At 46.2% G+C, this 22,537-nt stretch carries 22 protein-coding genes; 6 read left to right on the plus strand and 16 right to left on the minus strand.

The features are described 5' to 3' along the window. Window positions 1-31 precede the first annotated feature (31 nt). From nadA to DH10bf12_RS03105, 4 genes are all read right to left on the minus strand, one after another. Window positions 32-991 carry a quinolinate synthase NadA gene (gene nadA, locus DH10bf12_RS03090; RefSeq protein WP_471737154.1) on the minus strand — a complete coding sequence of 320 codons (960 nt, stop codon included), beginning with the start codon at window positions 989-991 and terminating at the stop codon, window positions 32-34. Then, complete coding sequence (nadC, locus tag DH10bf12_RS03095; protein WP_471737155.1) at window positions 988-1,860, minus strand: carboxylating nicotinate-nucleotide diphosphorylase; 873 nt, start codon at window positions 1,858-1,860, stop codon at window positions 988-990. The genes nadA and nadC overlap by 4 nt, the downstream gene beginning before the upstream one ends. Then, window positions 1,829-3,400, minus strand: coding sequence for an L-aspartate oxidase (nadB, locus tag DH10bf12_RS03100; protein ID WP_471737156.1), 1,572 nt, complete (start codon window positions 3,398-3,400; stop codon window positions 1,829-1,831). The genes nadC and nadB overlap by 32 nt, the downstream gene beginning before the upstream one ends. 325 nt (window positions 3,401-3,725) lie before the next feature. Beyond that, window positions 3,726-4,142: an organic hydroperoxide resistance protein gene (locus DH10bf12_RS03105; protein WP_471737157.1), complete on the minus strand. Its 417-nt coding sequence runs from the start codon at window positions 4,140-4,142 to the stop codon at window positions 3,726-3,728. Between the two features lie 108 nt (window positions 4,143-4,250). Here DH10bf12_RS03105 and DH10bf12_RS03110 point away from each other — a divergent pair, with 108 nt between their 5' ends. Continuing rightward, on the plus strand, window positions 4,251-4,694 hold the full coding sequence (locus DH10bf12_RS03110; protein WP_471737158.1) for a MarR family winged helix-turn-helix transcriptional regulator: 444 nt from the start codon (window positions 4,251-4,253) through the stop codon (window positions 4,692-4,694). Between the two features lie 87 nt (window positions 4,695-4,781). On the opposite strand, the gene DH10bf12_RS03115 is transcribed toward DH10bf12_RS03110, so the two are convergent. The 6 genes from DH10bf12_RS03115 to DH10bf12_RS03140 are packed head-to-tail and all read right to left on the minus strand — an operon-like array spanning window position 4,782 to window position 11,623. Further along, entirely contained in the window at window positions 4,782-5,594 is an 813-nt protein-coding gene (locus DH10bf12_RS03115; protein WP_471738180.1) for a sugar phosphate isomerase/epimerase family protein, read from the minus strand. Beyond that, window positions 5,591-6,565 carry a DUF6005 family protein gene (locus DH10bf12_RS03120; RefSeq protein ID WP_471737159.1) on the minus strand — a complete coding sequence of 325 codons (975 nt, stop codon included), beginning with the start codon at window positions 6,563-6,565 and terminating at the stop codon, window positions 5,591-5,593. Before DH10bf12_RS03120 ends, DH10bf12_RS03115 begins: the two co-directional genes overlap by 4 nt. Further along, window positions 6,558-6,827 carry a petrobactin biosynthesis protein AsbD gene (gene asbD / locus DH10bf12_RS03125; RefSeq protein ID WP_471737160.1) on the minus strand — a complete coding sequence of 90 codons (270 nt, stop codon included), beginning with the start codon at window positions 6,825-6,827 and terminating at the stop codon, window positions 6,558-6,560. The genes DH10bf12_RS03120 and asbD overlap by 8 nt, the downstream gene beginning before the upstream one ends. After that, the gene (locus DH10bf12_RS03130) at window positions 6,824-8,056 is read right to left on the minus strand and encodes an AMP-binding protein (protein ID WP_471737161.1); all 1,233 of its coding nucleotides are present in this window, start codon (window positions 8,054-8,056) and stop codon (window positions 6,824-6,826) included. Before DH10bf12_RS03130 ends, asbD begins: the two co-directional genes overlap by 4 nt. Further along, window positions 8,044-9,765: an IucA/IucC family protein gene (locus DH10bf12_RS03135; RefSeq protein ID WP_471737162.1), complete on the minus strand. Its 1,722-nt coding sequence runs from the start codon at window positions 9,763-9,765 to the stop codon at window positions 8,044-8,046. The genes DH10bf12_RS03130 and DH10bf12_RS03135 overlap by 13 nt, the downstream gene beginning before the upstream one ends. Then, window positions 9,740-11,623 carry an IucA/IucC family protein gene (locus tag DH10bf12_RS03140; RefSeq protein WP_471737163.1) on the minus strand — a complete coding sequence of 628 codons (1,884 nt, stop codon included), beginning with the start codon at window positions 11,621-11,623 and terminating at the stop codon, window positions 9,740-9,742. The genes DH10bf12_RS03135 and DH10bf12_RS03140 overlap by 26 nt, the downstream gene beginning before the upstream one ends. A 131-nt stretch (window positions 11,624-11,754) precedes the next feature. Here DH10bf12_RS03140 and DH10bf12_RS03145 point away from each other — a divergent pair, with 131 nt between their 5' ends. Further along, a complete protein-coding gene (locus DH10bf12_RS03145; protein WP_471737164.1) occupies window positions 11,755-12,945 on the plus strand; it encodes an MFS transporter in 1,191 nt (396 codons plus the stop codon). Between the two features lie 264 nt (window positions 12,946-13,209). Here DH10bf12_RS03145 and DH10bf12_RS03150 read toward each other — a convergent pair whose 3' ends face one another. The 6 genes from DH10bf12_RS03150 to hppD form a co-directional block, all read right to left on the minus strand. Then, the gene (locus DH10bf12_RS03150) at window positions 13,210-13,539 is read right to left on the minus strand and encodes a YerC/YecD family TrpR-related protein (protein ID WP_471737165.1); all 330 of its coding nucleotides are present in this window, start codon (window positions 13,537-13,539) and stop codon (window positions 13,210-13,212) included. Window positions 13,540-13,566: 27 nt separating this feature from the next. Then, window positions 13,567-14,997, minus strand: a complete 1,431-nt coding sequence (gene nhaC / locus DH10bf12_RS03155; RefSeq protein ID WP_471737166.1) for a Na+/H+ antiporter NhaC — start codon at window positions 14,995-14,997, stop codon at window positions 13,567-13,569. 112 nt (window positions 14,998-15,109) lie between these two features. Beyond that, window positions 15,110-16,261: a homogentisate 1,2-dioxygenase gene (locus DH10bf12_RS03160; RefSeq protein WP_471737167.1), complete on the minus strand. Its 1,152-nt coding sequence runs from the start codon at window positions 16,259-16,261 to the stop codon at window positions 15,110-15,112. A 14-nt stretch (window positions 16,262-16,275) separates the two neighbouring features. Further along, window positions 16,276-17,550 (minus strand): fumarylacetoacetase, encoded by a 1,275-nt coding sequence (gene fahA, locus DH10bf12_RS03165; RefSeq protein ID WP_471738181.1) that lies wholly within the window; start codon window positions 17,548-17,550, stop codon window positions 16,276-16,278. Between the two features lie 23 nt (window positions 17,551-17,573). Beyond that, window positions 17,574-18,524: a hypothetical protein gene (locus DH10bf12_RS03170; protein WP_471737168.1), complete on the minus strand. Its 951-nt coding sequence runs from the start codon at window positions 18,522-18,524 to the stop codon at window positions 17,574-17,576. A gap of 6 nt (window positions 18,525-18,530) precedes the next feature. Further along, window positions 18,531-19,652, minus strand: coding sequence for a 4-hydroxyphenylpyruvate dioxygenase (hppD, locus tag DH10bf12_RS03175; protein ID WP_471737169.1), 1,122 nt, complete (start codon window positions 19,650-19,652; stop codon window positions 18,531-18,533). 482 nt (window positions 19,653-20,134) lie between these two features. Here hppD and DH10bf12_RS03180 point away from each other — a divergent pair, with 482 nt between their 5' ends. The 4 genes from DH10bf12_RS03180 to tnpB all read left to right on the plus strand — a co-directional run bounded on the left by DH10bf12_RS03180 (window position 20,135) and on the right by tnpB (window position 22,518). Then, window positions 20,135-20,377, plus strand: coding sequence for a YuzB family protein (locus DH10bf12_RS03180; RefSeq protein WP_471737170.1), 243 nt, complete (start codon window positions 20,135-20,137; stop codon window positions 20,375-20,377). Between the two features lie 72 nt (window positions 20,378-20,449). Further along, on the plus strand, window positions 20,450-21,583 hold the full coding sequence (locus tag DH10bf12_RS03185) for a Leu/Phe/Val dehydrogenase (protein ID WP_471738182.1): 1,134 nt from the start codon (window positions 20,450-20,452) through the stop codon (window positions 21,581-21,583). 252 nt (window positions 21,584-21,835) lie between these two features. After that, on the plus strand, window positions 21,836-22,162 hold the full coding sequence (tnpA, locus tag DH10bf12_RS03190; protein ID WP_471736260.1) for an IS66 family insertion sequence element accessory protein TnpA: 327 nt from the start codon (window positions 21,836-21,838) through the stop codon (window positions 22,160-22,162). After that, the gene (tnpB, locus tag DH10bf12_RS03195) at window positions 22,159-22,518 is read left to right on the plus strand and encodes an IS66 family insertion sequence element accessory protein TnpB (protein WP_204731097.1); all 360 of its coding nucleotides are present in this window, start codon (window positions 22,159-22,161) and stop codon (window positions 22,516-22,518) included. Before tnpA ends, tnpB begins: the two co-directional genes overlap by 4 nt. Window positions 22,519-22,537: the final 19 nt, after the last annotated feature.

Below are 22,537 nucleotides of genomic sequence, written 5' to 3' on the forward strand. Positions count from 1 at the left end.
TCAGCCGGGGGTCAACAATCTCTATTTTTATCTATCCAATCGCAATCATCCGATCAATCGACAGTTTCGCCTGATCAGCCGTTTCTTTATCGACTGTAATCACATGATGATTTTCCTTCAATGCGTCCAGCACTTTCTCAAGCGTAATCATTTTCATAAACGGGCAGATGGCGTGTTCGTTTGCTGCGATAAAGCGTTTATCAGGGTTCTGCTTTTGCATTTGATGGATGATGCCGACTTCTGTTGCGATGACGAATTCGGATGCATCAGCGTTTTTCGAGTGCTTCAGCATATTTCCCGTTGAGAGGATATGCGTTTTTTCTTTTGGCAGGACGCCTTCTGACATCAGGTACATGCTCGAGGTTGAGCAGCCGCATTCCGGGTGTACGAGCAGATCAGCGTCCGGATGCTTTGCCATGACATCATCAACCTGATCAGGCTGAATTCCGGCGTGAACGTGGCATTCGCCCATCCAGATCTGCACGTTGTCACGACCTGTTTCCTTTTGTACAAAAGAACCGAGAAACATATCCGGTAAAAAGAGAATTTCCTGGTCTGCGGGAATCGAGTTCACGATATCCACTGCATTTGATGAGGTACAGCAATAATCACTTAAAGCTTTTACTTCAGCAGTCGTATTTACATAAGCTACGACTACTGCTCCCGGGTGCTCAGATTTCCACTGGCGCAGCTGATCTGCTGTGATGGAATCAGCAAGTGAGCAGCCCGCTTCAAGATCAGGCAGCAGCACTGTTTTTTCCGGATTCAGAATCGCAGCTGTTTCCGCCATAAAGTGAACGCCGCAAAAGACAATCACATCAGCCGTTGTTTCAGCGGCTGCACGTGCAAGCATCAGCGAATCTCCTAGCACGTCTGCGATATCCTGGACTTCAGGAATTTCATAATTATGTGCCAGAATAATGGCATTACGCTTTTCTTTCCACAGTTGGATTTCTTCAACCAGACGGCTTTTCGTTTCAGTCATTGTCATATCAGGGTCCCTCTTTCAGATAATTGATGAATATCATTAGTAGTTACTTTTACACTAATATCAAGCGCTTGATAAGAATGGGTCAGAAAACCGAGCGAAATATAATCTACACCGCAGTCTCTGTAATGGGCCAGGTTTTGAAGTGTGATGCCTCCTGATGCTTCCGTCACAATATGAGCAGGCACAAGCTTTTTCAGCTGAATGATTTCTTCAGGGGTACGATTATCAAACATAATCACATCCGCTCCCGCTTCCACAGCTTCTGTCACCTGTTCCTTCGTTTCAGTTTCCACTTCAACTTTCACCATATGACCGGCACGTTCACGAACCTTCTTTACTGCCTGGCTGATCGAGCCTGCAAACGAAATATGATTATCCTTGATCATGATCCCGTCATACAGACCATATCTGTGGTTATAACCACCCCCGCAGCGCACTGCATATTTTTCAAGCATGCGCAGGCCAGGCGTTGTTTTTCTCGTGTCACATATTCTTGTATCCTTTGCTCCAAGCGTTTCAACTGCTTTTCGCGTCAGCGTTGCAATACCGCTCATTCGCTGGACCAGATTCAGAATGACCCTTTCTCCTTTTAGTAAAGCTGAAACCTTTCCTGATACAACGCCCAGCTGCTGTCCTGCCTGAATGGAGTCACCGTCTTTCACAAAAAGGCTGACCTCAATATCTGTGTCTAAAAGAGGAAATCCCGTCAGCATCATATCCTGCCCACAGAACACCCCATCCTCTTTTGCCAAAAAGACGATTTCACCTTTTGTATCATCTGTAAAAATCGTATCTGTCGTGAGATCCTGCTCCCAGATATCCTCAATCAAAAATTGCTCAATGCACAAGCGAAGTTTTAGCGTGTTCATATACAATCCCCTTTTCCCCTTTGATCTGATGAAGCATTGTTCTTCCAGCCCAATTGTTGTTATCTTCATCAGGATAGTCACTTCTGAAGTGACCGCCGCGGCTTTCATTACGTTGTAAAGCTGCTTCAGTGATAAGCGTGGCGGTTACGCCCATAAAAATCCTTGTCAGTTCGTTCACAGCATACGCATCAAGCCCGCTGATTCCTTTTAGCTGGAATTGCTCCAGCCATCGTGTTTGTTCTTCCAGCATGTCTTTTGACCGGATAATGCCGACATATCTCATCATCCGGTTCTTCAGCGTTTTTATATCAGGCAGCTTTTCTTTTTTATGGAACATAGTCTGGACTTCTTTTTGTAAAGGCTGAAATGAGAGTGTTTCAGTAGCTGCGTTAAGTAATCCGGCAAGCCGCTTTCCCTGATACAGCCCTTCAAGCAGCGAGTTACTCGCCAGACGGTTTGCTCCGTGAAAACCGGTGCAAGCAGCTTCCCCGATTGCATACAGTCCATTAACAGATGTTTGACCGGCCAGATCCGTTTTAATGCCGCCCATTAAAAAATGGCTGCCCGGTGAGACCGGGATTCTGCCTGCTGAGAGATCGATGCCATTTTGCACACACAGGGCTGAAACAGACGGAAACCGCTCTTCGAAATGGTCGATTTCACTGATATCCAGATAAACTTTTTGACCATTTTCTATATGATTAAAAATCGTCTGGGAGACAATGTGACGGGGTGCCAGATCCATTAATGGATGCACCCCTTCCATTACACGTACGCCATCCCCATTCACAAGCACAGCTCCCTCTCCACGGACAGCTTCTGAGATCAGCCCTTTTGTCTCACCATTTATATGTAAAAGTGTCGGATGAAACTGAACAAACTCCATATCTGCAATCTCAGCACCAGCAAGATACGCCATTGCTACTCCGTCACCTGTTGCTGTCAGAGCATTTGACGTATAAGCATATAATTGTCCGCAGCCTCCTGTTGCCATTACGATATGACGTCCGTAGAAACAATGAATGTTATTGTGTATGTCTTTTGCTTTCACGCCAATACACCTGTCTGCTGTATAGTCCATGATCAGTTCATAGCTGAACATGTTTTCCGTTACAATGACATTCGGATTCAGCTGACTGAGCAAATGCTCTACCATATTTCTACCAGTTGCATCCCCGCCGCTATGAACAATGCGGTGCCTGCTATGCGCTCCTTCAAGACCAAGCTGTAAACGGCCCTGCTCATCATGATCAAAGATCGTTGAAAAAGGATGAATCAGCCCTTTACCCTCCTGTACAATCGCACGCACAGCGCGTTCATCATTATGGAAGCCGCCTGCCTTCAGGGTATCTGCCGTATGATATTCAGCGCTGTCATCTGATCCAACAACCGCAGCTACCCCGCCCTGTGCTAAAGAAGAATTACCGTGTCTGATCATCGATTTTGTGAGTATTTTCACATTCAAGTCCGTTCTGATTAAAGAAGCCAGCTGCAATGCTGCAATGCCACTGCCTACGATTAATACATCTTCAACCTTCATCGTGAAGACCTCCATTTTTACATGTGTCTTTACACATGTCATGTAAATATATTTACATATATAAAAATGAATTACAAGATGTTTTTGATGAAGGGTGTGTAGGAGGCAGGTTCGTGGAATATGGAGGGTGGTTCGCAGCTTAAGTGGCAATGTTCGCAGAATCACGTCATTAGACCTGCATTGCTAACCACTAAAAAATCCCCTGACCGGATAAACAGTCAGGGGATTTTTATAATTGGCACATAGGAACAGAGTTTACTGAGTCAATTTAGCATTATGCTAAAAACGGCTTACTTAACTCTGTCCCGGCCGGGTATATTTTCTATTAAGCAGTACGCACGTTAAAGTTAACATCAATGTTTCCACGCGTTGCATTTGAGTAAGGGCATACCTGGTGGCCTTCTTCTACCAGCTGGCGTGCTGTTTCTTCGTCAACGCCTTTGATCAGAACGTCCATTTCAACTGAGAGCGCGTAGCCTGCGTCACCTTTATTCAGTGATACATCTGCTTTGATTTCAGAACCGTCATGCTTAATGCCTTTTTGCATCGCAACGATGTTCATAGCTGAGTCGAAGCATGCTGCATAGCCTGCTGCGAAGAGTTCTTCAGGGTTACTTTTGCCTGCAGTGTCTGCACCTGGCATTGGCATTGCAAGTCCAAGATCAAATGAGCCGCTTTCTGCTGTTACGCGTCCTTCACGTCCGCCTACTGCTGTTGCTGTTGATGTAAATAGCTTTTTCATGAATGATTCCTCCTGTTAAATGTGGTATATTTAAATTGTGTACAATTTAATTTTATACAACTTAAATAAATTTGCAAATGATATGATTCCGGAGAGGAGAATTTTTTTATGAACCCTTTACAACTATCCAATCAATTATGCTTCCCCTTTTATGCCATTTCTAAAGAAATCATTAAGCGCTACCGTCCTTTTTTAGCGCCGCTGAACCTGACATATCCCCAATATCTCGTGATGCTTGTGCTATGGGAAAAGGATGTTGTTACATTAAAATCAATCGGGGAACGCCTTCAGCTCGATTCGGGTACACTCACACCGCTTGTTAATAAGCTGATTCAGACAGGCTATATCGAAAAAACACGCAACCCGGACGATGAACGGCAGCTGATGATCAGATTGACAGAAGCAGGAAAAGAACTTGAACATCAGGCAAAAGACATTCCTGCAAAAATTAATGAAGTCTTAGGCTTGAGTGCTGAAGAATATGACGTGTATAAAAAGATGCTGGATGAACTGGCTTGTAAGCTTGACCTACAGGATGATGGGCGTTGTTAATGCGGCTCACCCGGGACGGAGTTAGCCGGTTCACTTTTAGAATCATGACAAAAGTGAATCAACTCCGTCCCCAGTGTGTCGCTATGCCTAAATCACAAAAACACCCTCACGTACCATCGCCCCGTCCATCTCAAGCACATCCTTCACATTCGGACCAAACCATTCAAGTGAAGCCTCTGCATCACGGGGGAGAAGCCTTAAAAAACCCTCATAATCAACCGCACCTTTAAATAAAGGAACCATGCCCTCTCTTGATCCGGCTGCGGCATAGACGTTGTGCGGGGCAAATACGCCAAGGTGCTCTCTTGCCGTAATATTTTTTAAATGAAAGTGCACCGTGTATGGCTGAAGGTCTGCCAGTGCTTTTGCCGGATCAGCACCTGATTCCCAGACGTGCAGTACGTCAAAGTTAATGCGAAGCGCGTGATGATTCACTTCTTCAAGCAGTTGGATTGTAGAGTCAAGGCTGTCTGTCAGTGTGCCGGGGTGTGTTTCGACAACTGCCTGCTGACCTTCTGCATGCAGGAAGCTGCAGACGGTCCGGAGCGCACAGACAAGATCGGCTCGCTCTTCAGGTGTCGTTTCCTCGCTGCCTTTTTTCCCGACAAACGTTCTGATTTTATTGGTCCCCCAGCGCTTTGCGAGCTTTGAAAGCTTCATGGTTTCCTCAAGCATCTGATCTGTTTCAAGCTCGAGCGGCAGGTAGTCACTGATCATACTGATATAAAGCCCTTTTTTTCTGATCCATTCTGCGCCATATGAAGGATCGTCAGCAAGGTTTTTAGCATGAACACCCCAAAGTTCGATTCCCTCAAAGTGATGTTCTTTTGCCCAGTCTGCAATATGGTCAATTGAGAGCAGATGATGGCGAAATGAAATTGTACAGATTGAGAGCTTCATCCTGCTGTCACCTCTTTCGCTGCCTTTTGATGCATCCATGCTTCAAAACTTTCCTGAAGCCCTTGTTTGATCCTGGATTCAAGCGCCTGAAGCTCATCTATTTTTTGAAAAATGGTCTCAGCCACAGCCGGATCTTCTGTTTTTGCATATTTCATCGCGCGGTATTGAATCGTTGTAAAGCCGCGTTCGAGCTTTTCGATTTCATCACACCACGCTTCAAATTCATCTTCATCAAGCTTCAGCTCATTCCAGAAGTATGCGAAGGCGTGCTCATAAGCATATTTTCTGATGGCCAGTACCGGCAGCTGCTTCAGGACTTTTGACAGCTTGGACACCGGTTCCCGCTCCCCTTCTGTGTAAGATGTAACAATGCTTTTCACTGCATCGAGAATCGGGTTCTCATGCAGCTTCATACACGTATTGAAATAAGCTTCTACTGTTTCAGAACCTGGTGTGATCACCTGGGATGCATCAAATAGGTAGCCTCCACCGACAGCCGGCTCGTCTATCGCCTGTAAAATCCGGTCTTTAGGCAGTACGCCTTCCCATCTGAAATCAGGATCAAGCATCATCCACTCATCCTCATGTTCCGTTTTTTCAAGCATGACATAATGCGGGAATGGGGAATGGTGAAACTTGTTTTCGCGTTCAGGTAATTTAGACAAATCCAGCATGACCATCAGATATTCGTCATCTGATTTCCCCTCCAGCAGCCGGAGCATTTCCTCTATGTTTTTGTGCTTACTTTTTAAAGGATCGTACCATTCATTGAGCTTGATGCCATACAGCATTTCATACCACGTCCGGAAGAAAGTATGATCAATCCTGGTTGAGTGATAGGTGATTGTGCCGTCCTCCATCACATCAAAATCCGCATCCCACACACCGAAGTAGTAGGGCCTGTGGTCTGCCTGTGTTGATTTTTTAATCGCTTCGCAGACGCAGCTGACAAAGCAGTGGACTTTAATCATGAGCAGCTTCCTCCCTTTCCTGGTGCATAAGAAACTCCGCCAGACTGTCGACCGTGTAGAAGTCCTTTGGCGAAAGAGCTTCATCCGGAATGGATACGCCTGCTTCGAGTTCAAGACATAAAATCAGCTCAAGCATCATGACTGAATCGATATAGAGATCTTCGTTCAGACGGGCATGCTGGTGAAATTGATCTGCTGAAGCCAGCTTGAGCTCTTCTTTGATTAAGCGTTCGATAAGATTGATATAGTCTTCTTTTGTCATACAAACAGCTCCGATACTTGTTTTCTGCTTACTTTTCCATTCGCAAGCTTTGGAATATGATCCACTCTGACCCATGTGGTCGGGATCTGATATGGCGCGAGATAGCTGAGGCACCATCCGCGCAGGTCTGTTTCAGCGATTTTCCCCGCTGATGCATAGTATGCACATACACTTTCTCCTGATAATTTATTCGGCTTTTTCACGACCACTGCATCATCAACGCCAGGTGCACGCAGCAGCACATCCTCTACTTCCTGGGGATATACATTCAGTCCTGCTACATTAATCGTGTCGTCTATTCTTGCAATGAATGTCAGCATGCCCGCTTTAAGCGTGCCGAGATCTTTCGTGCGGACCTCTTCATCATTTTTAAATACAACAATTTCTTCAGGGTGACCCGGTTTTCCGGCTGTCAGTTCCAGATGCGGGAGCACAAAGCCCATTTCACCGGTTGAGGCCACATCAGGGTTGATGCTGATACATCCCGCTTCAGAGCAGCCGTACTGCTGAAGAACAGTACCTGAGACTGCTTTGATTTTTTCAAACCAGACAGCTGGAAGCAGTGTTCCTGATGTCATGACGCGATCGAATATCTTTTCACCTCTCGCAAGTCTAGCCATCGTATGTAAAATAACCGGTGAAGCATAAAACAGATGCTTGTCATATTCCTTCACCTTTTTTAATAAATAAGCAGGGTTAACGCCTGACAAAATAACCGGCTCTGAACCGCGCGCAATGGATGCGAGAACGCCGCAAATCAGCCCGTATGAGTGTGAAATGGGACATGCAACAAGTGATGGTACATCTGAATCCACCGGCAGCACCTTCACATAGCCTTCAAGCTCTTCATCAATCGAGCGCCACGTACGCTTGATACATTTAGGGTCGCCAGTTGTCCCTGAACTCATCTGAAGCAGACCGCCTTCTTCGTCGATCACTTCACCCTCAAGCTCAACCGGTGAATGAAGATCTCCATAAAACAGCATCGTACACGACGCACGTTTTGCCATTTGCACAGCTCCATCCTCAGGCGTCGCTGCGTGAATTGGCAGCACAGTGCCACCTCTCTGCTTTGTATACAGGCAAAATGTAATCCATTCAAACGGATCAGACAGGCAGACAGCAATGCGCCTGCCTTCCATTTCCACTGAAACAGACATTTGATTAAACGCTTCGAACCTTCTATCAAGATCTGCCTGACTGTAAAATTGATCATCTATATAGAACATGCCGGTTCATCCTTTCTGTCAAATTCATTTGGAACAAGATGTCTGTGCTCACCTGACATCAGCTTCTTTTTCAGCAGGGATTCTGTATAGATGACAGGCTGCCACATACCAAGTGCTGCGTGGCGCTCTTTTAACTCAGGACGTGAACAGAAATGACCATCAATCAGCTCGTTAGCCAGCTGCCAGAAGTGCTCTTCAGCAAACCCTTGCCGCTCAAGACAATACGACAGGTCCGCAAGGTTAAAGACAAACAGCGTATCCATAACCAGCTCCCGCAGTGCTTCTTCATCTCTCATTCGGTAAAACTGACCGTCTGGTGCACATTTAAATACAGGATGAAGCTTTTCAAAATCGGGAACAGCCTGCATATCTCGTACAAACGCTTCTGTGTACTCCACACTTTCATGAAAATCGCGTATCACAATCTTTTCAGGCCAGCCATTTCGATGCACCAGCACCATATTTTGCGCATGGGCTTCAACCCCGATACCATGAGCCACCAGGAGATGCCACACCGGAATCACAGCCACTTCAATCAGCCGCTTGACCCAGGCTTCCACACCATATTGTTCAAGCCAGGGGTTAATGAACAGCTCCCCGTCCCGCTCAAGTAAACACAGCGCTGTAAAAGGTACGGCTGCTTCATCTTCTGATACATATCCTGATACGTTTTCCCGCCAGATGGCTCCGAGCTGTCCGGTTAATGCTGCAGAACCCGCCTCTGCCATGACACCTGCATATTCCTGAAGGACAATCAGCTTTTCTTTTAAAAATGGGTCTGAACCGACTGCTCCATCTATCCACTTTGAAATTGCAGGGGCAGCGCAAACGGACTCCGGCTTCAGCGTCCGCAATGATGAAGTATTCACCATATTCATCGGCAGCTTCAGGTGCGCTTTTTCCGGCGAAGTGCTGTTGATTAACGTTCTGACTGACTGAGTAGCCGTATACCGTTCACCTGCCGCATTCACCCGGACCATCAGTTTTTCAGCTAGCAGAGGCGTGAGTTCATCCTGAAGCGACTCCCACTGCCATGGATGGACAGGTAAAAGCGTGTAATCTTTCCATTTAAGACCGAGCCGCTCCATCTCAGCTGAAACCGCTGACCAGCCTGCCTCACCGAACTCCTGCTGCCAGAACATTTTTTCATCACTGGCTATCGAAAGTGACGTGATTTCACGGCAGATCGCAGTCCAGATGATGGTGAACGATTGCCCCGCTTCAGGTCCATAACGCGCATGATCCTCCACTGAAAAGCCGGTTCTCGCTTTATAGGACGGATGATAAGGATGACCTTCAATCAGCCGGGATTCCAGTTCTTCAAATGTCAGATTCCTTCTCGATAACGGCGGCACTGCATACACATCATTCCATCTGCTGAGCGCTATGGTCTGCATCCATTCTGTCCGCAGTTCACTCACCTTTTGTTCAGGAATAAAATCCTGCAGCAGATCCTCAAGCGTTGCCTGATTCCATTTTCCATCCTGCTCATATACGACAGGTCCTGTCAGCCTGACACGGTTAAAGGCCGACCTTTTTCCGCGACACTCATAGCTGCGGCGCTGCCCGTGCATGACGAAGACTGATTCAGCGGGCTCGCCTGAACGCACCTCCTGAAAAGGAATCAGACTCTCAAACAACAATGCCTCCACAAGCTGCCTGATCACGCGGATTGTATGCGGATCAGACACTGACGTATACATTTGCATAAGTATGCCCCTTTCTTTCTTTTGCGAATGGATTGTTGACCTCTGTATACACTGCCTGCTCAAGTGCTGCCTCGAGCTCATCAACATCATGGAGACGCGTTAAAAGGTTCGCTTTACAAGGCAGTTTTTTTGCGTTTAAAAGACCGGACACAAAGCGCTGTCCGCGTCCTGAACACGTCTTTTCCAGTGATTCCAGCTGAGCTCTCACCCAGTCAATCAGCTCATCTTCACCTATCAGCCCATCTGCGCCAAAACGGTAGATCACGGAAGCCAGCTGATTCATAAAAGCGTAATAGGTGAAGCGGTCTTCAATCAGGGATTCTGTGTAAAAGAGCTCCGGTGTTTTTTCAAGCCGGGGCTCTATTTCAAGCAGCTGCTCTCTTTCAGTGTCAGCCAGATAATAGCCCTGGTTATCCCTGTAGTAATAAGCATCAGGATATCCTTGAGACAGGTCGATCAGACTGTTTTGCTGATGAGCTTCAAGTGCAATTCCGTGCTGGTCATATAAGTGAATCAGCGGCTCAATTGCATGACGCCAGTAGCGTTTAAACCACTGCAGGCTGACCGATTTCACACATTTCTCTGCGCCCGCAACCTGCGTGATTACGCTGTGCAGCTTAGACTGTTCTCCAGGAAGCGGATCCTGTGTTAAAGAAGCGATCGAACAGATTCCGCTTCCCTTTTCACCTGAAAAAGGGTTGGCTCTCAGAATCATTTCAAATCCTGATTCCTCCATCGCAGGAAGCTTGATCGTTAAGTACGCCGGGTCTTCGATCATATGAAAGTGCGGATACTCGTTTAAAAATGGCAGCTTTCCCATCACTCTGGTCATGATTAATCCCGCTTTTAACTCATGACGCTTATTGACTCTCAGGGAATTTGTCAGCTTCACCGGAATTGAAAACTTCAGCATCCATTCTTCTGCAGGTGTATAAAGCGTTCTGAATGATGAAGTCGCAGTGTATGTGGATCCAAGCGTACCAAGGCTTTTCAGTGTGTTCTGCTCAATAAGCTGCTTCACGTGATCCTGCTGCAGCAGCCACTCTGCCTGTAAAGGGTGCATCGGAATCAGACAAAAACCTTTTGTAACACTGATGTCGGGCATCACCCGTCTGACTGCTTCCATCAGGATCTCATTTGTTTTTTTATGTAATAGACTTTCTTCTTCGATCAGGCTTTGGTGCACTTCAAAATAGTGAAGCGGGAAGTTCCCTTTCAGCTCCGGTGCAAACCTTTCATGCTGCCAGCACGCCATGCCCTGTCTGCTTTTTGGTGTCGGATGCAGCCAGTGGCCAAACAGCAGTGACTGTTCAGATTCGATAAAAGACTGCTCCGGGTCATTCAGCCTGTGAGCATCACTCTGACGTCCCTCGATATAAGCAGTCATTGTATGACAGCTGTCGAGCAAACGGACGAGCAGCTCATCATAATGTGTCCCCCGTTCTTTAAAGTGAAGCTCCTGAATGGCATGAATCATCACCGTAAAGTAATCTGTCTCCTCCCATCCTTTTGCAGATGAACGGGAGGTAAATACCCTGCCGAACTGGTGTCTGCCAACGACTGTTGATTCATAGATCACTTCAAGCAGGCAGCGGATTGACTGATGAGGCAGTTTAAGCTCAATCCACCTGGAGCCACTCAGACCCTTCGGCAGGCCGTACCGTTCCCATTGATCCGTACCATACCAGCTGCCCATCTCAGTCTCCCGCAGGTAACTGTTCATAAATGCCTGAAATGAAGCCTGTTCTGCAATCTTTTTTGCCTGGTCTGTCATCACTTCACCGTTCCTTTCATTACTGATAACGATTCTCAATAGATAATGAAAAAATAACCTTTTTCGGATAAAAGGTTTTCTCATTTTTATTCATCTGCATCCTGTCATTCCCTCATTAGGGAAAATTGCTCTTTTCATTTATCTGCGTTCTCATTATAATTGAAAATGATTCTCATTTTCAATAGGTCTAATTTCATGAAGAAGGACTGTTATAGATGATTAAGAACAAAAATATATGGATTTTACTCACAGGAGAATTTATCGCAGGATTCGGATTATGGCTTGGCATTATTGGAGACCTCGCATTTATGCAGGATAAAGTCCCCTCTGATTTTCACAAATCACTGATCCTTGCAGCCGGCATTCTTGCTGGCATTGCGCTTGGACCACTTGCCGGTAAAGCGGTTGATCAGATGAAGAAGAAAACCATCATGCTCTATGCAGGTGTCGGCAGACTGATCAGCACCGGATTTATGCTGGTTGCGATCGAGATAGGCTCAATTGCATGGATGATTGCTTTTCTGGTCTCAATTAATATTGCAGCAGCCTTTTATTTCCCTGCACTTCAGGCTGCAATCCCGCTTGTGACTGAGAAAAGTGAGCTTATAAAAATAAATGGATTACATATGAATATTTCAACCGTGTCGAGGATTTTGGGCACTGCAGCGGCAGGACTATTTTTGAGCCTGATGTCGTTGACCATGCTGTATATCATTGCCGGAATCGCTTATGCAGTGCTGCTTTTACTAACGTCGCAGTTAAATATTGAAGAGAAAAAAGAGGAAGTTGAGCAGGTACCGCCCGGGGAAAAAGAGAAACGGGGCTTCATGAAGGTATTTCCAATTATGAAGGAGCATCCGGCTATTATTCCGACCATGCTGCTGACACTCGCTCCGCTATTATTTATAGGCGGCTTTAACCTGATTATTATTAATGTGAGTGAAATTCTTGAGGATCCTTCCGTAAAGGGGTGGCTTTATACAATTGAAGGTGTGGCATTCATTCTTGGTACGCTGTTTGTCAGACGCTATGACCACAGCATGCCTGCTAAAAGTCTGTTCGTTTTCGCCATGCTGATCGGGCTGTCACAGCTGATGCTGATCTATGTGGCGTATGCTCCTGTTGCCATGCTGTCATTTGCTCTGTTCGGATTTGCTGTCGGAAGCTTCTTTCCGCTCGCGACTACGATGTTCCAGACAACCATACCGACGCCGTACCACGGAAGGTTTTTCTCATTCCGTGGGATGCTGGATGACTTTATCTATCAGTTCATCCTCATTGTAACTGGACTGCTGCTTGATACGCTGGCACTGCAGCAGATGATGCTTGGGTATGGGTTATTGTCGATTGTGCTGGCGTTTGGGTATTTGGTGAGGGTACGTGGTGTGCGGCTGAGTGGGGTTTGAGGGATGTTCACGATCATTCGGAGAATATTGGGCGATGTTCGGAGAAAAACATGCCTTGTTCGGAGAATAGACGCGTATGTTCGAAGAAAAACCCGGGTGGTTCGCAACTAAATGGGCCACCTTCGCAGAAAAGTGTAATTAGACCCATACTCAAAATCGCAATAACCCCCGGCTGATCGCTCAGACGGGGGTTATTGTTTATTGCGGCTCACCCGGGACGGAGTTAGCCGGTTCGCTTTTAGAATTATGTCAAAAACGAATCACTCATCTCCGTCCCCGCTGCGCCGCCTGCTCTGTTACCGCCACCCCACTCATCTCCCTCATCAAAACAGCACGCAAACCACTGCCATCACGGTTCAGACAGCGCTTGATCCGGGACACCATACTCGATCTGGCATTTGTTTCGTGCTCAATCGTTTCATAGGTGTCTCCGTTCATGAGTCTTCTCGCGACCTGGTAGCGCTGGATAAAGGCTTCTAGCTCTTTTCCGGTGGCGATGTCTTCAAAGAAGTCATAGCATTCTTCGATGGTCTGGAGTGAGATGAGTGCTTCGAAAAACTGATCGCGGTTTGCCCTTTCCTTATCTGTTTTCATGTTGTCTATCCCCATTCAGTGAGTTGATCAGAGTACCATTTTCTTCTCTTCCATTTCTTCTTCCGCATACACTTCTCCTGCTCCTTCAGGCGGTAATACAGCCAGGAAACGCGTGTAGCCCAAAATGATGGCTAAGATTGGGGTAATGATACAGAAAAAGCTGAATAGTACGTAACCCATGCCCACGCTTAAAGTAGACATGATGAATGCACCGGAGACGCCCCATGGTACGAGCGGATGGACAACTGTGCCCGCATCCTCAAGCGTTCTGGAAAGGTTTTTCGGGTGCAGCCCTGCTTTTTTATACGCATTTTCAAGCATCTGTCCTGGTAAAATGATGGACAAATACGCTTCTCCGATCACAACATTTACACCGATACAAGATAAAACAGTTGTTAAAATAACGTTACCTTTTCTGTTTAAAAAGCCGGCAATGCCTTCAATGATGACCTGATGAAAGCCAATCAGCTGGATGAGTCCACCAAATGCCAATGCAACGAGGATGATGGAGACACCAAACATCATACTCGCGAGACCACCCAGCGATAACAGACTGTCGACTGCTTCCACACCGGTTTCAGCTGTGTAGCCAAAGTGTGCAGCTGCCATGATGTCTCCAAGCGATGCATCAGGCGCTGTGTAGAATGCAGTTAACACCGCGATAAACAATCCGCAGATCAGCGTTGGAATCGGCGGAACTTTCCTCAGCGCCAACACGATAATAGCAAGCGGAGAGAGCAGTGTGACTGCACTTAATGGAAACTGATCCTGCAAAATTGTGATCATTTCCTCGATTTGAGTCAGGTTTGGATTAACAAATCTTGAATCAAGCCCGATGACTGTAAAAATGCCCATTGTAATCAGCAGTGCCGGAACCGTTGTCCATAGCATGTAACGGATATGTTCGAAAATATCCACTTTACCGATTGCTGATGCAAGGTTTGTTGTATCAGATAATGGCGACATTTTATCACCAAAGATCGCGCCACTGACGATTGCACCCGCTGTCATCACAGGTGAAATCTCCATGCCGTATGCAACGCCCATCAGCGCAACACCCATTGTGCTGATCGCACTCCATGAGCTTCCTGTCATAACGGAGACGATCACACACAGCACGACCGCTGATAAAAGGAAGAATTGTGGTGATAAAATGAGCAGACCGTAATAAGACATCGTTGGCACGGTCCCATTGAGTGCCCACACACCAATGACGACACCGATCAGACAGAGGATCAGAATGGATGAAAGCCCCGCTGATATGCCTTTCACCATTGCTCCTTCGATTTCTTTCCATTTAAAGCCGATGAAGTAGCCGTAGATTGCAACAGTTGAGGCCACAATCAGGATTGGGATCTGCGGTGCGACCTGATAATGCAGGATACTGACACCTAACACAAAAGTAAGAAAGACAATTAACAGAACAGAAATTAAAAATGACGGTTTGCGTGTTTTCATTCTATTCCTCCCTGAGCTTATTTTGTACATCATGTAAAAACAATCATTTTTTTACATCTGAATGCAGCAGAATGCGGGGGAGAAAGCGGATGCCCCCCTCCCCCTGCAACCTTTATTTCCAGCTGTACTTATAGTCCTTATCCTCAAACTGATGTGCCTGCTTAACCACTTTTAACGGCCGAAATGTATCGATCATAACCGCAAGCTCGGTTGTTTCTTTCTTGCCGATACTCGCTTCGATTTTACCGGGGTGAGGACCATGCGGGATGCCTGAAGGATGCAGTGTAAACGAGCCTTCCTTGACCCCTTTTCTACTCATGAAATTCCCTTTTACGTAATACAGCACTTCATCACTGTCCACGTTGCTGTGATAATAAGGTGCCGGGATCGCTTCCGGATGATAATCATACAAACGCGGTACGAATGAGCAGATGACAAAGTTGTTTGCTTCAAATGTCTGGTGGATCGGCGGTGGCATATGTACTCGTCCTGTGATCGGTTCAAAGTCACTAACGTTAAAGGTATATGGGAACAAGTAGCCATCCCATCCAACGACATCAAGAGGATGATGACCAAATGTATGCAGGTGCATAAAGCCCCTGGATTTTGTTTTCACGTGATATTCGTTTCTGTCATCATGGGTTTCAAGCTTCTCAGGTCCGTGAAAATCCCTTTCACAAAATGGACTGTGCTCAAGCAGCTGACCGTGAACGTTACGGTACCGCTTTGGCGTTGTAATCCAGCTGTTTGTCTCAATGACGAGAAACTTTGTATCACCTTCATCAGGCACCACGCGGTAGATTGTACCGATTGGAAGTACAATGTAATCACCCGGTTTATAAGGAAGTGTTCCAAATGTGGTTTCCACCTTACCTGAACCGTAATGGGCAAAGAGGACCTCATCCCCATCACCATTGCGGTAAAAGTAATCCATTGCTTTTGTCGGCCGCGCAATACCGATCAGTACGTCCTCGTTCCCAAGCACATAACGTCTGCCTGACACGGCATCAGTGTCTTCCTGCTGATCAGGCGAATCGATCAGGCGCGGCGCAAGTCCCTGCTGCTCTTCGTATTCAACGGCGCAGCTTCCAAGCAGCTCAGATTCCACCATGCTTGTCGGCGGATAATGGTGATAAAGAATGGACTGAATTCCTGAGAATCCTTTAGTCCCCATGACCTGCTCACGGAAAAGCGATCCGTCTTCTTTTTTAAACATCGTGTGTCTCTTCTTAGGTATTTGTCCCATCTGCTTATAAAATGGCATCTTCTCTTGACCTCCTACTTCATCGTATCCGCAGCTACTAAAGCTGGTAATATCCGTCCCGTTACTTCTCCAAAACCGATTCTGTAACCGGCTCCCTGGCACCAGCCGGTGATGATGATTTCATCTTCATCCTCCACCCAGATCCGCTCTTCACCATTTGCAAGCTGAATCGGATCGGTTCCACGCCATGTCAGCTCTAAAAAGCTGCCCCGCTGCTCCCGTTCAGGTCCGCTGATCGTACCTGACGCAAGCAGGTCACCTGCTCTCAGGTTACATCCTGACACAGTGTGATGGCTGACCTGCTGTGCCATACTCCAATAGAGGTGGCGGAAGTTTGTTGAGATGATCCGCTGCGGCTGCTCCATTTTGCTGCCCTTCAGATATACCTCAAGATGAATATCAAAGGAGCCTGCACCCGACTGCTTCAAATAATCAAGTGGCTCCGGGTTCTGCTCAGGTCCGCTTACTCTAAATGGTTCAAGCGCTTCTAACGGAATGACCCATGGCGATACAGATGTCGCAAAGCTTTTCGCTAAAAATGGACCTAGCGGCTGATACTCCCACGCCTGAATATCCCTCGCACTCCAGTCATTGACAAGCACCAGTCCGAAAATCTGAGCCTCTGCGTCAGCCATTGCAACCGGCTTCCCCTGCTCATTGCCAGGTCCGATAAACCAGCCCATCTCAAGCTCAATATCCAGCTGCTGACTCGGGCCATATACCGGAAATTCCTGATCAGGCTTTTTCATCTGACCGTTCGGACGACGCACATCCGTGCCGCTCACCACAACTGAACTCGCACGTCCGTGATAGCCAACCGGCAGATGCGTCCAGTTTGGCATTAGTGCATTTTCTTTACCTCTGAACATTGTCCCGACATTCGTGGCATGCTCTTTTGACGCATAAAAATCTGTATAATCACCAATCTGAGCCGGCAGTAAAAGTGTGACTTCCTTCATCGGCACAAGCGCTTTTTCACGCAAAACTGCATTGTCACGCAGTTCAGGCTCATTCTCATCCAAAAGGCGCTGAACCTCCGTTCTTACAAGCTTCCACGCAGGCTTTCCAAGCTTCATAAACTCATTTAGCGAAGGCTGGTTGAAGACCTGCTCTTCATTTAACCCGGCACGCTTGAAAAAGCCTTCTTTTTCAATCACTGATAAGTCCAACACGTATTCCCCAATCGCAACACCAATCCTCGGCTCATCACCTGAAGGCTGAAATACGCCATATGGCAGGTTTTGAATTGGAAAGTGCGATAATGAATCTGTTTCGATAAATGATCTCATCACTTCTGACCTTCCTTTCCTGTTTACAACAGCTGAAGCGCCTGCAGGTCCTCCCGCGGTTCATCAAAGCTGCAGCTGCCAAACGAATAAAGTGCTGCAGTACGCAGCTGTCTGATCTCTTCTGTATGAACTTTCAGATCCTTCCACCCAAACCCATCCTTTTGAAATGAGAAATGAGCTGAATGCTGATCAGCTAATATGTAAGCGATTTCATTTTGTTCCAAACGATGAATCCGCCCAAGCATTGCAGCGGTAAATACATTTAAAAAACCATGCATGTCAGTCTGAACTTCTTCACGATACATGCGTACCGGATGATGAAGCCCTGCTGTAAATTTCTGCGGAATGTTCCTGTCACTGCAGGCTTTCAGTACAAATGCAGCCTGTTCAACAGTTGGAAAGGCATCCGCTGTGACGCCGCCCATCCGCAGCTTGAAGCCGATCTTTTGTTTAGCGGAATCATTGTAGTTGCTGATCTGATCTAGCGTTCCAATGATATGCTGCTCCCATTCACTGCTGTGCAGAGGCGTTGTGACTTCAAAGAATAACTGCGTGTCGCCAGTTTTAGCAGCTGCTTTGTTGAAAATGCTCTGATCCGGAACACCTGGTGGCAGCGGGAGTTCAAGCATCGAAACGGTCACAAGATCGCTGTACTTAGCCGTGAATTCAGTCAGCATGTTCATATCTGAATGAAAGTGCTCAAACCACGTTTCACTGTCAGCAGGCCTTCCTGTCACAGATAAATCCAGCTTCCTGTCTGCTGAAAACAGATGAAGATAAGCCTCCAGCTCAGAGATTCTTCCCACCGGCATGACGAACTTTCCAAGCATCCAGGCATCTGCGTGCTGCTGATATTCAGCATAGTTTCGGATCGCCTCATCCAAAGAAAGCTGCGCCGGTGGAAACAAACCGGCGTAGTCAATGATCTGTGCTAAATATGCCTGCGTACTCGACTGCAACTTTTTTACAGACATACGCGTTTAAATATTCCCTCTGCGTTCCTGCTCACGCTCAATTGATTCAAATAATGCTTTGAAGTTTCCTTCTCCAAAACCTCTCGCACCTTTACGCTGAATGATTTCAATGAACAGCGTAGGACGGTCTACAACGGGCTTTGTGAAAATCTGCAACAGGTAACCTTCATCATCGCGGTCCACTAAAATATTGAGCTCCTGCAATCTTTGCACGTCCTCATCAATATCCCCTACGCGCGCAGCAAGATCTTCATAATAAGTAGCCGGTGTCTGCAGAAATTCAACGCCGTTTTCATGCAGGGCATGGACCGTTGAAATAATATCATTTGTCAGCACAGCTAAATGCTGAACGCCGGGGCCATTATAGAAGTCGAGATATTCCTGAATCTGCGACTTACGCTTCCCTTCAGCAGGCTCATTAATTGGAAACTTGATGCGGCCCGAACCGTTTGTCATGACCTTAGACATAAGAGCAGAGTAATCCGTCGAAATATTCTCATCGTCAAAGTGCTTTAACACATTAAAGCCGAATACTTTCTCATAATAAGACGTCCACTCATCCATTCTCTCAACGTTTCCGACCACGTGATCAATACCAACAAGGCCGATGGTTTTTGATTTACTTGGTCCATCATAAGGCTCGTAACCAGGAAGGAAAGCACCTTCGTAATCAACGTTTTCAACGAGTGTGTGAATCACATCTCCATATGTACCGATAATCGCTTTTTTCACCGTACCGTTTTCATCCTTTTCAGTCCATGGCTCACGGATCCCTGTTCCGCCGCGCTCCACTGCTCCGAAATATGCTTTATCAATATCAGACACCTCAAGCCCAATGTCCTTCGTACCTTCACCATGCAGCTTCACAAACTCAGCAATATCCGTCTGGTCTGTCAGAGAACCGGTAATGACCAGTCTGATCACGCCCTGCTCAAGCACATAAGACACTCTCTCACGGCTGCCAGTCTCAAGTCCTCTGTACGCCTTGATTTCAAAGCCAAACGCATGGCAGAAAAAATACGCCGACTGCTTTGCATTCCCAACATACAGCTCTAAATGATGAAAGCTTTCAACCGGAAAAATATCCTCCACTGTTTCCTGCGTTACTTCAGTTACATCCTTTGCCATTTTTAGTTCCCCCTTGAAAAATTTAGAATCTTTCAAAATCTTAATCTTTAAATTTAGACTTTGCAAACGCTTACTTTAACGCATGAAACTATTAGAAGGGTAAAGGTATAAGAGCTTTTAAAAGATCATTCTTATATAAAATCTGTCAGTGCTGTAAAGGGAGATAGTAAATGTTATTTGGCTGTTTAAAATTAATTATTTTAAAGCTCAGCATCGATTTTGCACAGTTGATGATTGTAGCGTAAGGGGGTGACTCCTGCGGCAGGAAGGGACGTGTGAGACCGGGCATGGCGAAGCCTGCGGGCTCACCGCCCGTCCGCGGAAAGCGTCCCCCTGAAGCGGAAATCAGCAGCCAAACTTACAGAGGAGTTACTTTATCACGATCATGCGGTAATGCTTTCACACCGATCCTTGCGCCGGAGAAAATCTCATTCCTATAATCACCTCAGACAGCTTGATTCTAATCAGGGAGGTTTGATCTTGTGACGCATCTCATAAAGTTTTGCCCGAATAACTTTAAAAAGAAGCTCAACGAAACAAAAACTGCTGTTAAGCAATTATCTGATGTGCAGGTAATGGAAAATAAGTGTCTCAATTATTGTGGTCAATGTATTGTAGAACCTTTTGCGATCGTTAATGGGAAAGGTGTTTTCTGTAAAAAGCCAGATGAGTTGTATCCGGCGATTCAGGAGAAGCTCTCCTGTTCAACGGCTTTATTTAAATAGAAAAATGTAAGCGCTTTAATTAAACGTTATTTCACCAAAATATATACTCGGGAGGCTATTCGATTGAAAACAATGACACAAACAACACCTGCTATTTCTGCAGATCTATTTGAAAAAATGCAGGAGCATGAGCAAATTGTATTTTGCAACGACCCTGTAACCGGACTGAAAGCCATCATCGCAATACATAACACAACACTTGGCCCTGCAATCGGTGGTACGAGAATGAGAAATTATGAATCAACTGAAGAAGCGCTTGAAGATGTACTGCGTCTGTCAAAAGGGATGACCTACAAATGCGCTGCAGCTGACCTGGACTTTGGTGGAGGAAAAGGTGTCATTATCGGTGATCCGGCGACTGATAAAACACCGGAATTATTCCGGGCATACGGTCAGTTTGTGGAGTCATTAAACGGCCGCTTTTATACCGGAACGGATATGGGAACTGTACTTGAGGACTTTGTTCATTCACACCGCGAAACGAACTGTATTGCAGGACTTCCTGAGGAATACGGAGGGGGCGGCGAAACTTCCATTCCGACTGCACTTGGCGTTCTTTACAGCATTAAAGCAGTAGCCAAAACACTTTACGGCACTGAAAACCTGCTTGAAAAAACTTTTTCGATTCAGGGGCTTGGCAAAGTCGGCTTCAAGCTGGCAGAGCATTTGCTTGAAGAAGGTGCGAACCTTTATGTAACAGATATCAACCTTGATACAATCGATGCGCTCGTTCAAAAAGGTGCATTTATGGGCAGAAGCGTCATTCCTGTAAATGGAGATGCAATCTATCAGGCTCCTGCAGACATGTTTGTGCCGTGTGCGATTGGCGGCATTATTAATGAACAGACGATTCAGCAGCTGACTGTAAAAGCAATTGTAGGAGCAGCGAATAATCAGCTTTTAACAGAAGACCTTGCACTTGTGTTAAAAGAAAAAGGGATTTTGTATGCGCCGGATTATATTGTGAACAGCGGCGGGATTATCCAGGTAACAGATGAGCTGTATTCACCAAACAAAGAGCGCGTGCTGAAAAAGACAAAAGCGATTTATCATTCACTTTTAGAGGTGTTCGAGCAGTCGACGCAGCAGAATATTACGACGGTTGAAGCGGCTAATGAGATTTGTGAACGCAGAATTGAAGGGAGAAAGAACCGGAATAGCTTTTTCTCACCGAGGAAGCGGGCGAAGTGGGATGTGAGACATTGATTCTGGGGTTCGTGGAATACTGGTAAGCGTCAAACGAACCACACCTTCTGTTGTGTAACCTTCCGTGACAAAATGAAGGAAATCAAATATGTAACGAACGTGTTCAATCAAGCTACGATTTTTTCTACTTTCTCTTCACATAGACATTTCAAACGGATCTTAAGCCAGATGAAATGCTCCTTTCTTCGAAAGGTACACCGACTGCCTCTTATCCTATGAACACATTGGTTATATGGAAGGTGTGGTTATTGAATGGATGTAAAAGAAAGCTCAAATCACGTGCCAAGTGGATACGTAGAAAAGATGTCGCGTATCTATGAAGAGTGGCGTGAAAGTGACTTATCATTAAAAGCATTTTGCGAGACTCGGGATGAAGTCACGTACAGTCAGCTTCATTATTTTAGAATGACTTACCGGCCAGAGGATATCCAACAGGAACGTCCAACTGGATGGGCAAAAATCAATATGCAATCCCCTACTACGAAGCTCGACCTGCACGTAGGGCCATATAAAGTTGTGATCCCTCCGGGATTTGATAAAGAATTATTAACTGAACTGCTGGAGGTGATCACGCCATGATTCTTCAACCGGAATCTATACGCAATATATACCTCGCTCAAGGCGTGACAGATATGCGATTATCCATTGATGGTCTTGCGGCCATCGTACAGGAAACGTTTGAATTAGATCCGTGTTCTTCAGATATCTTTTTGTTTTGTAACCGTGAACGGGATAAAGTGAAGATTCTACACTGGGAGCACAATGGTTTTTGGCTGTATTATCGCAGACTTGAAAATGGCCGATTCCGTTGGCCCGAAGGGCGTGAAGATGAAACCACTTCTCTGAACCCTAAACAGTTAAAGTGGTTGTTAGAAGGACTGACGATTGAAGATGGAAAAGTTCATCCGAAACTTTCCGGCATGAAAGTTATATAAGGGGTAGACCTCAGACAGA

Source organism: Jeotgalibacillus sp. 10bf12, from assembly GCF_055597105.1.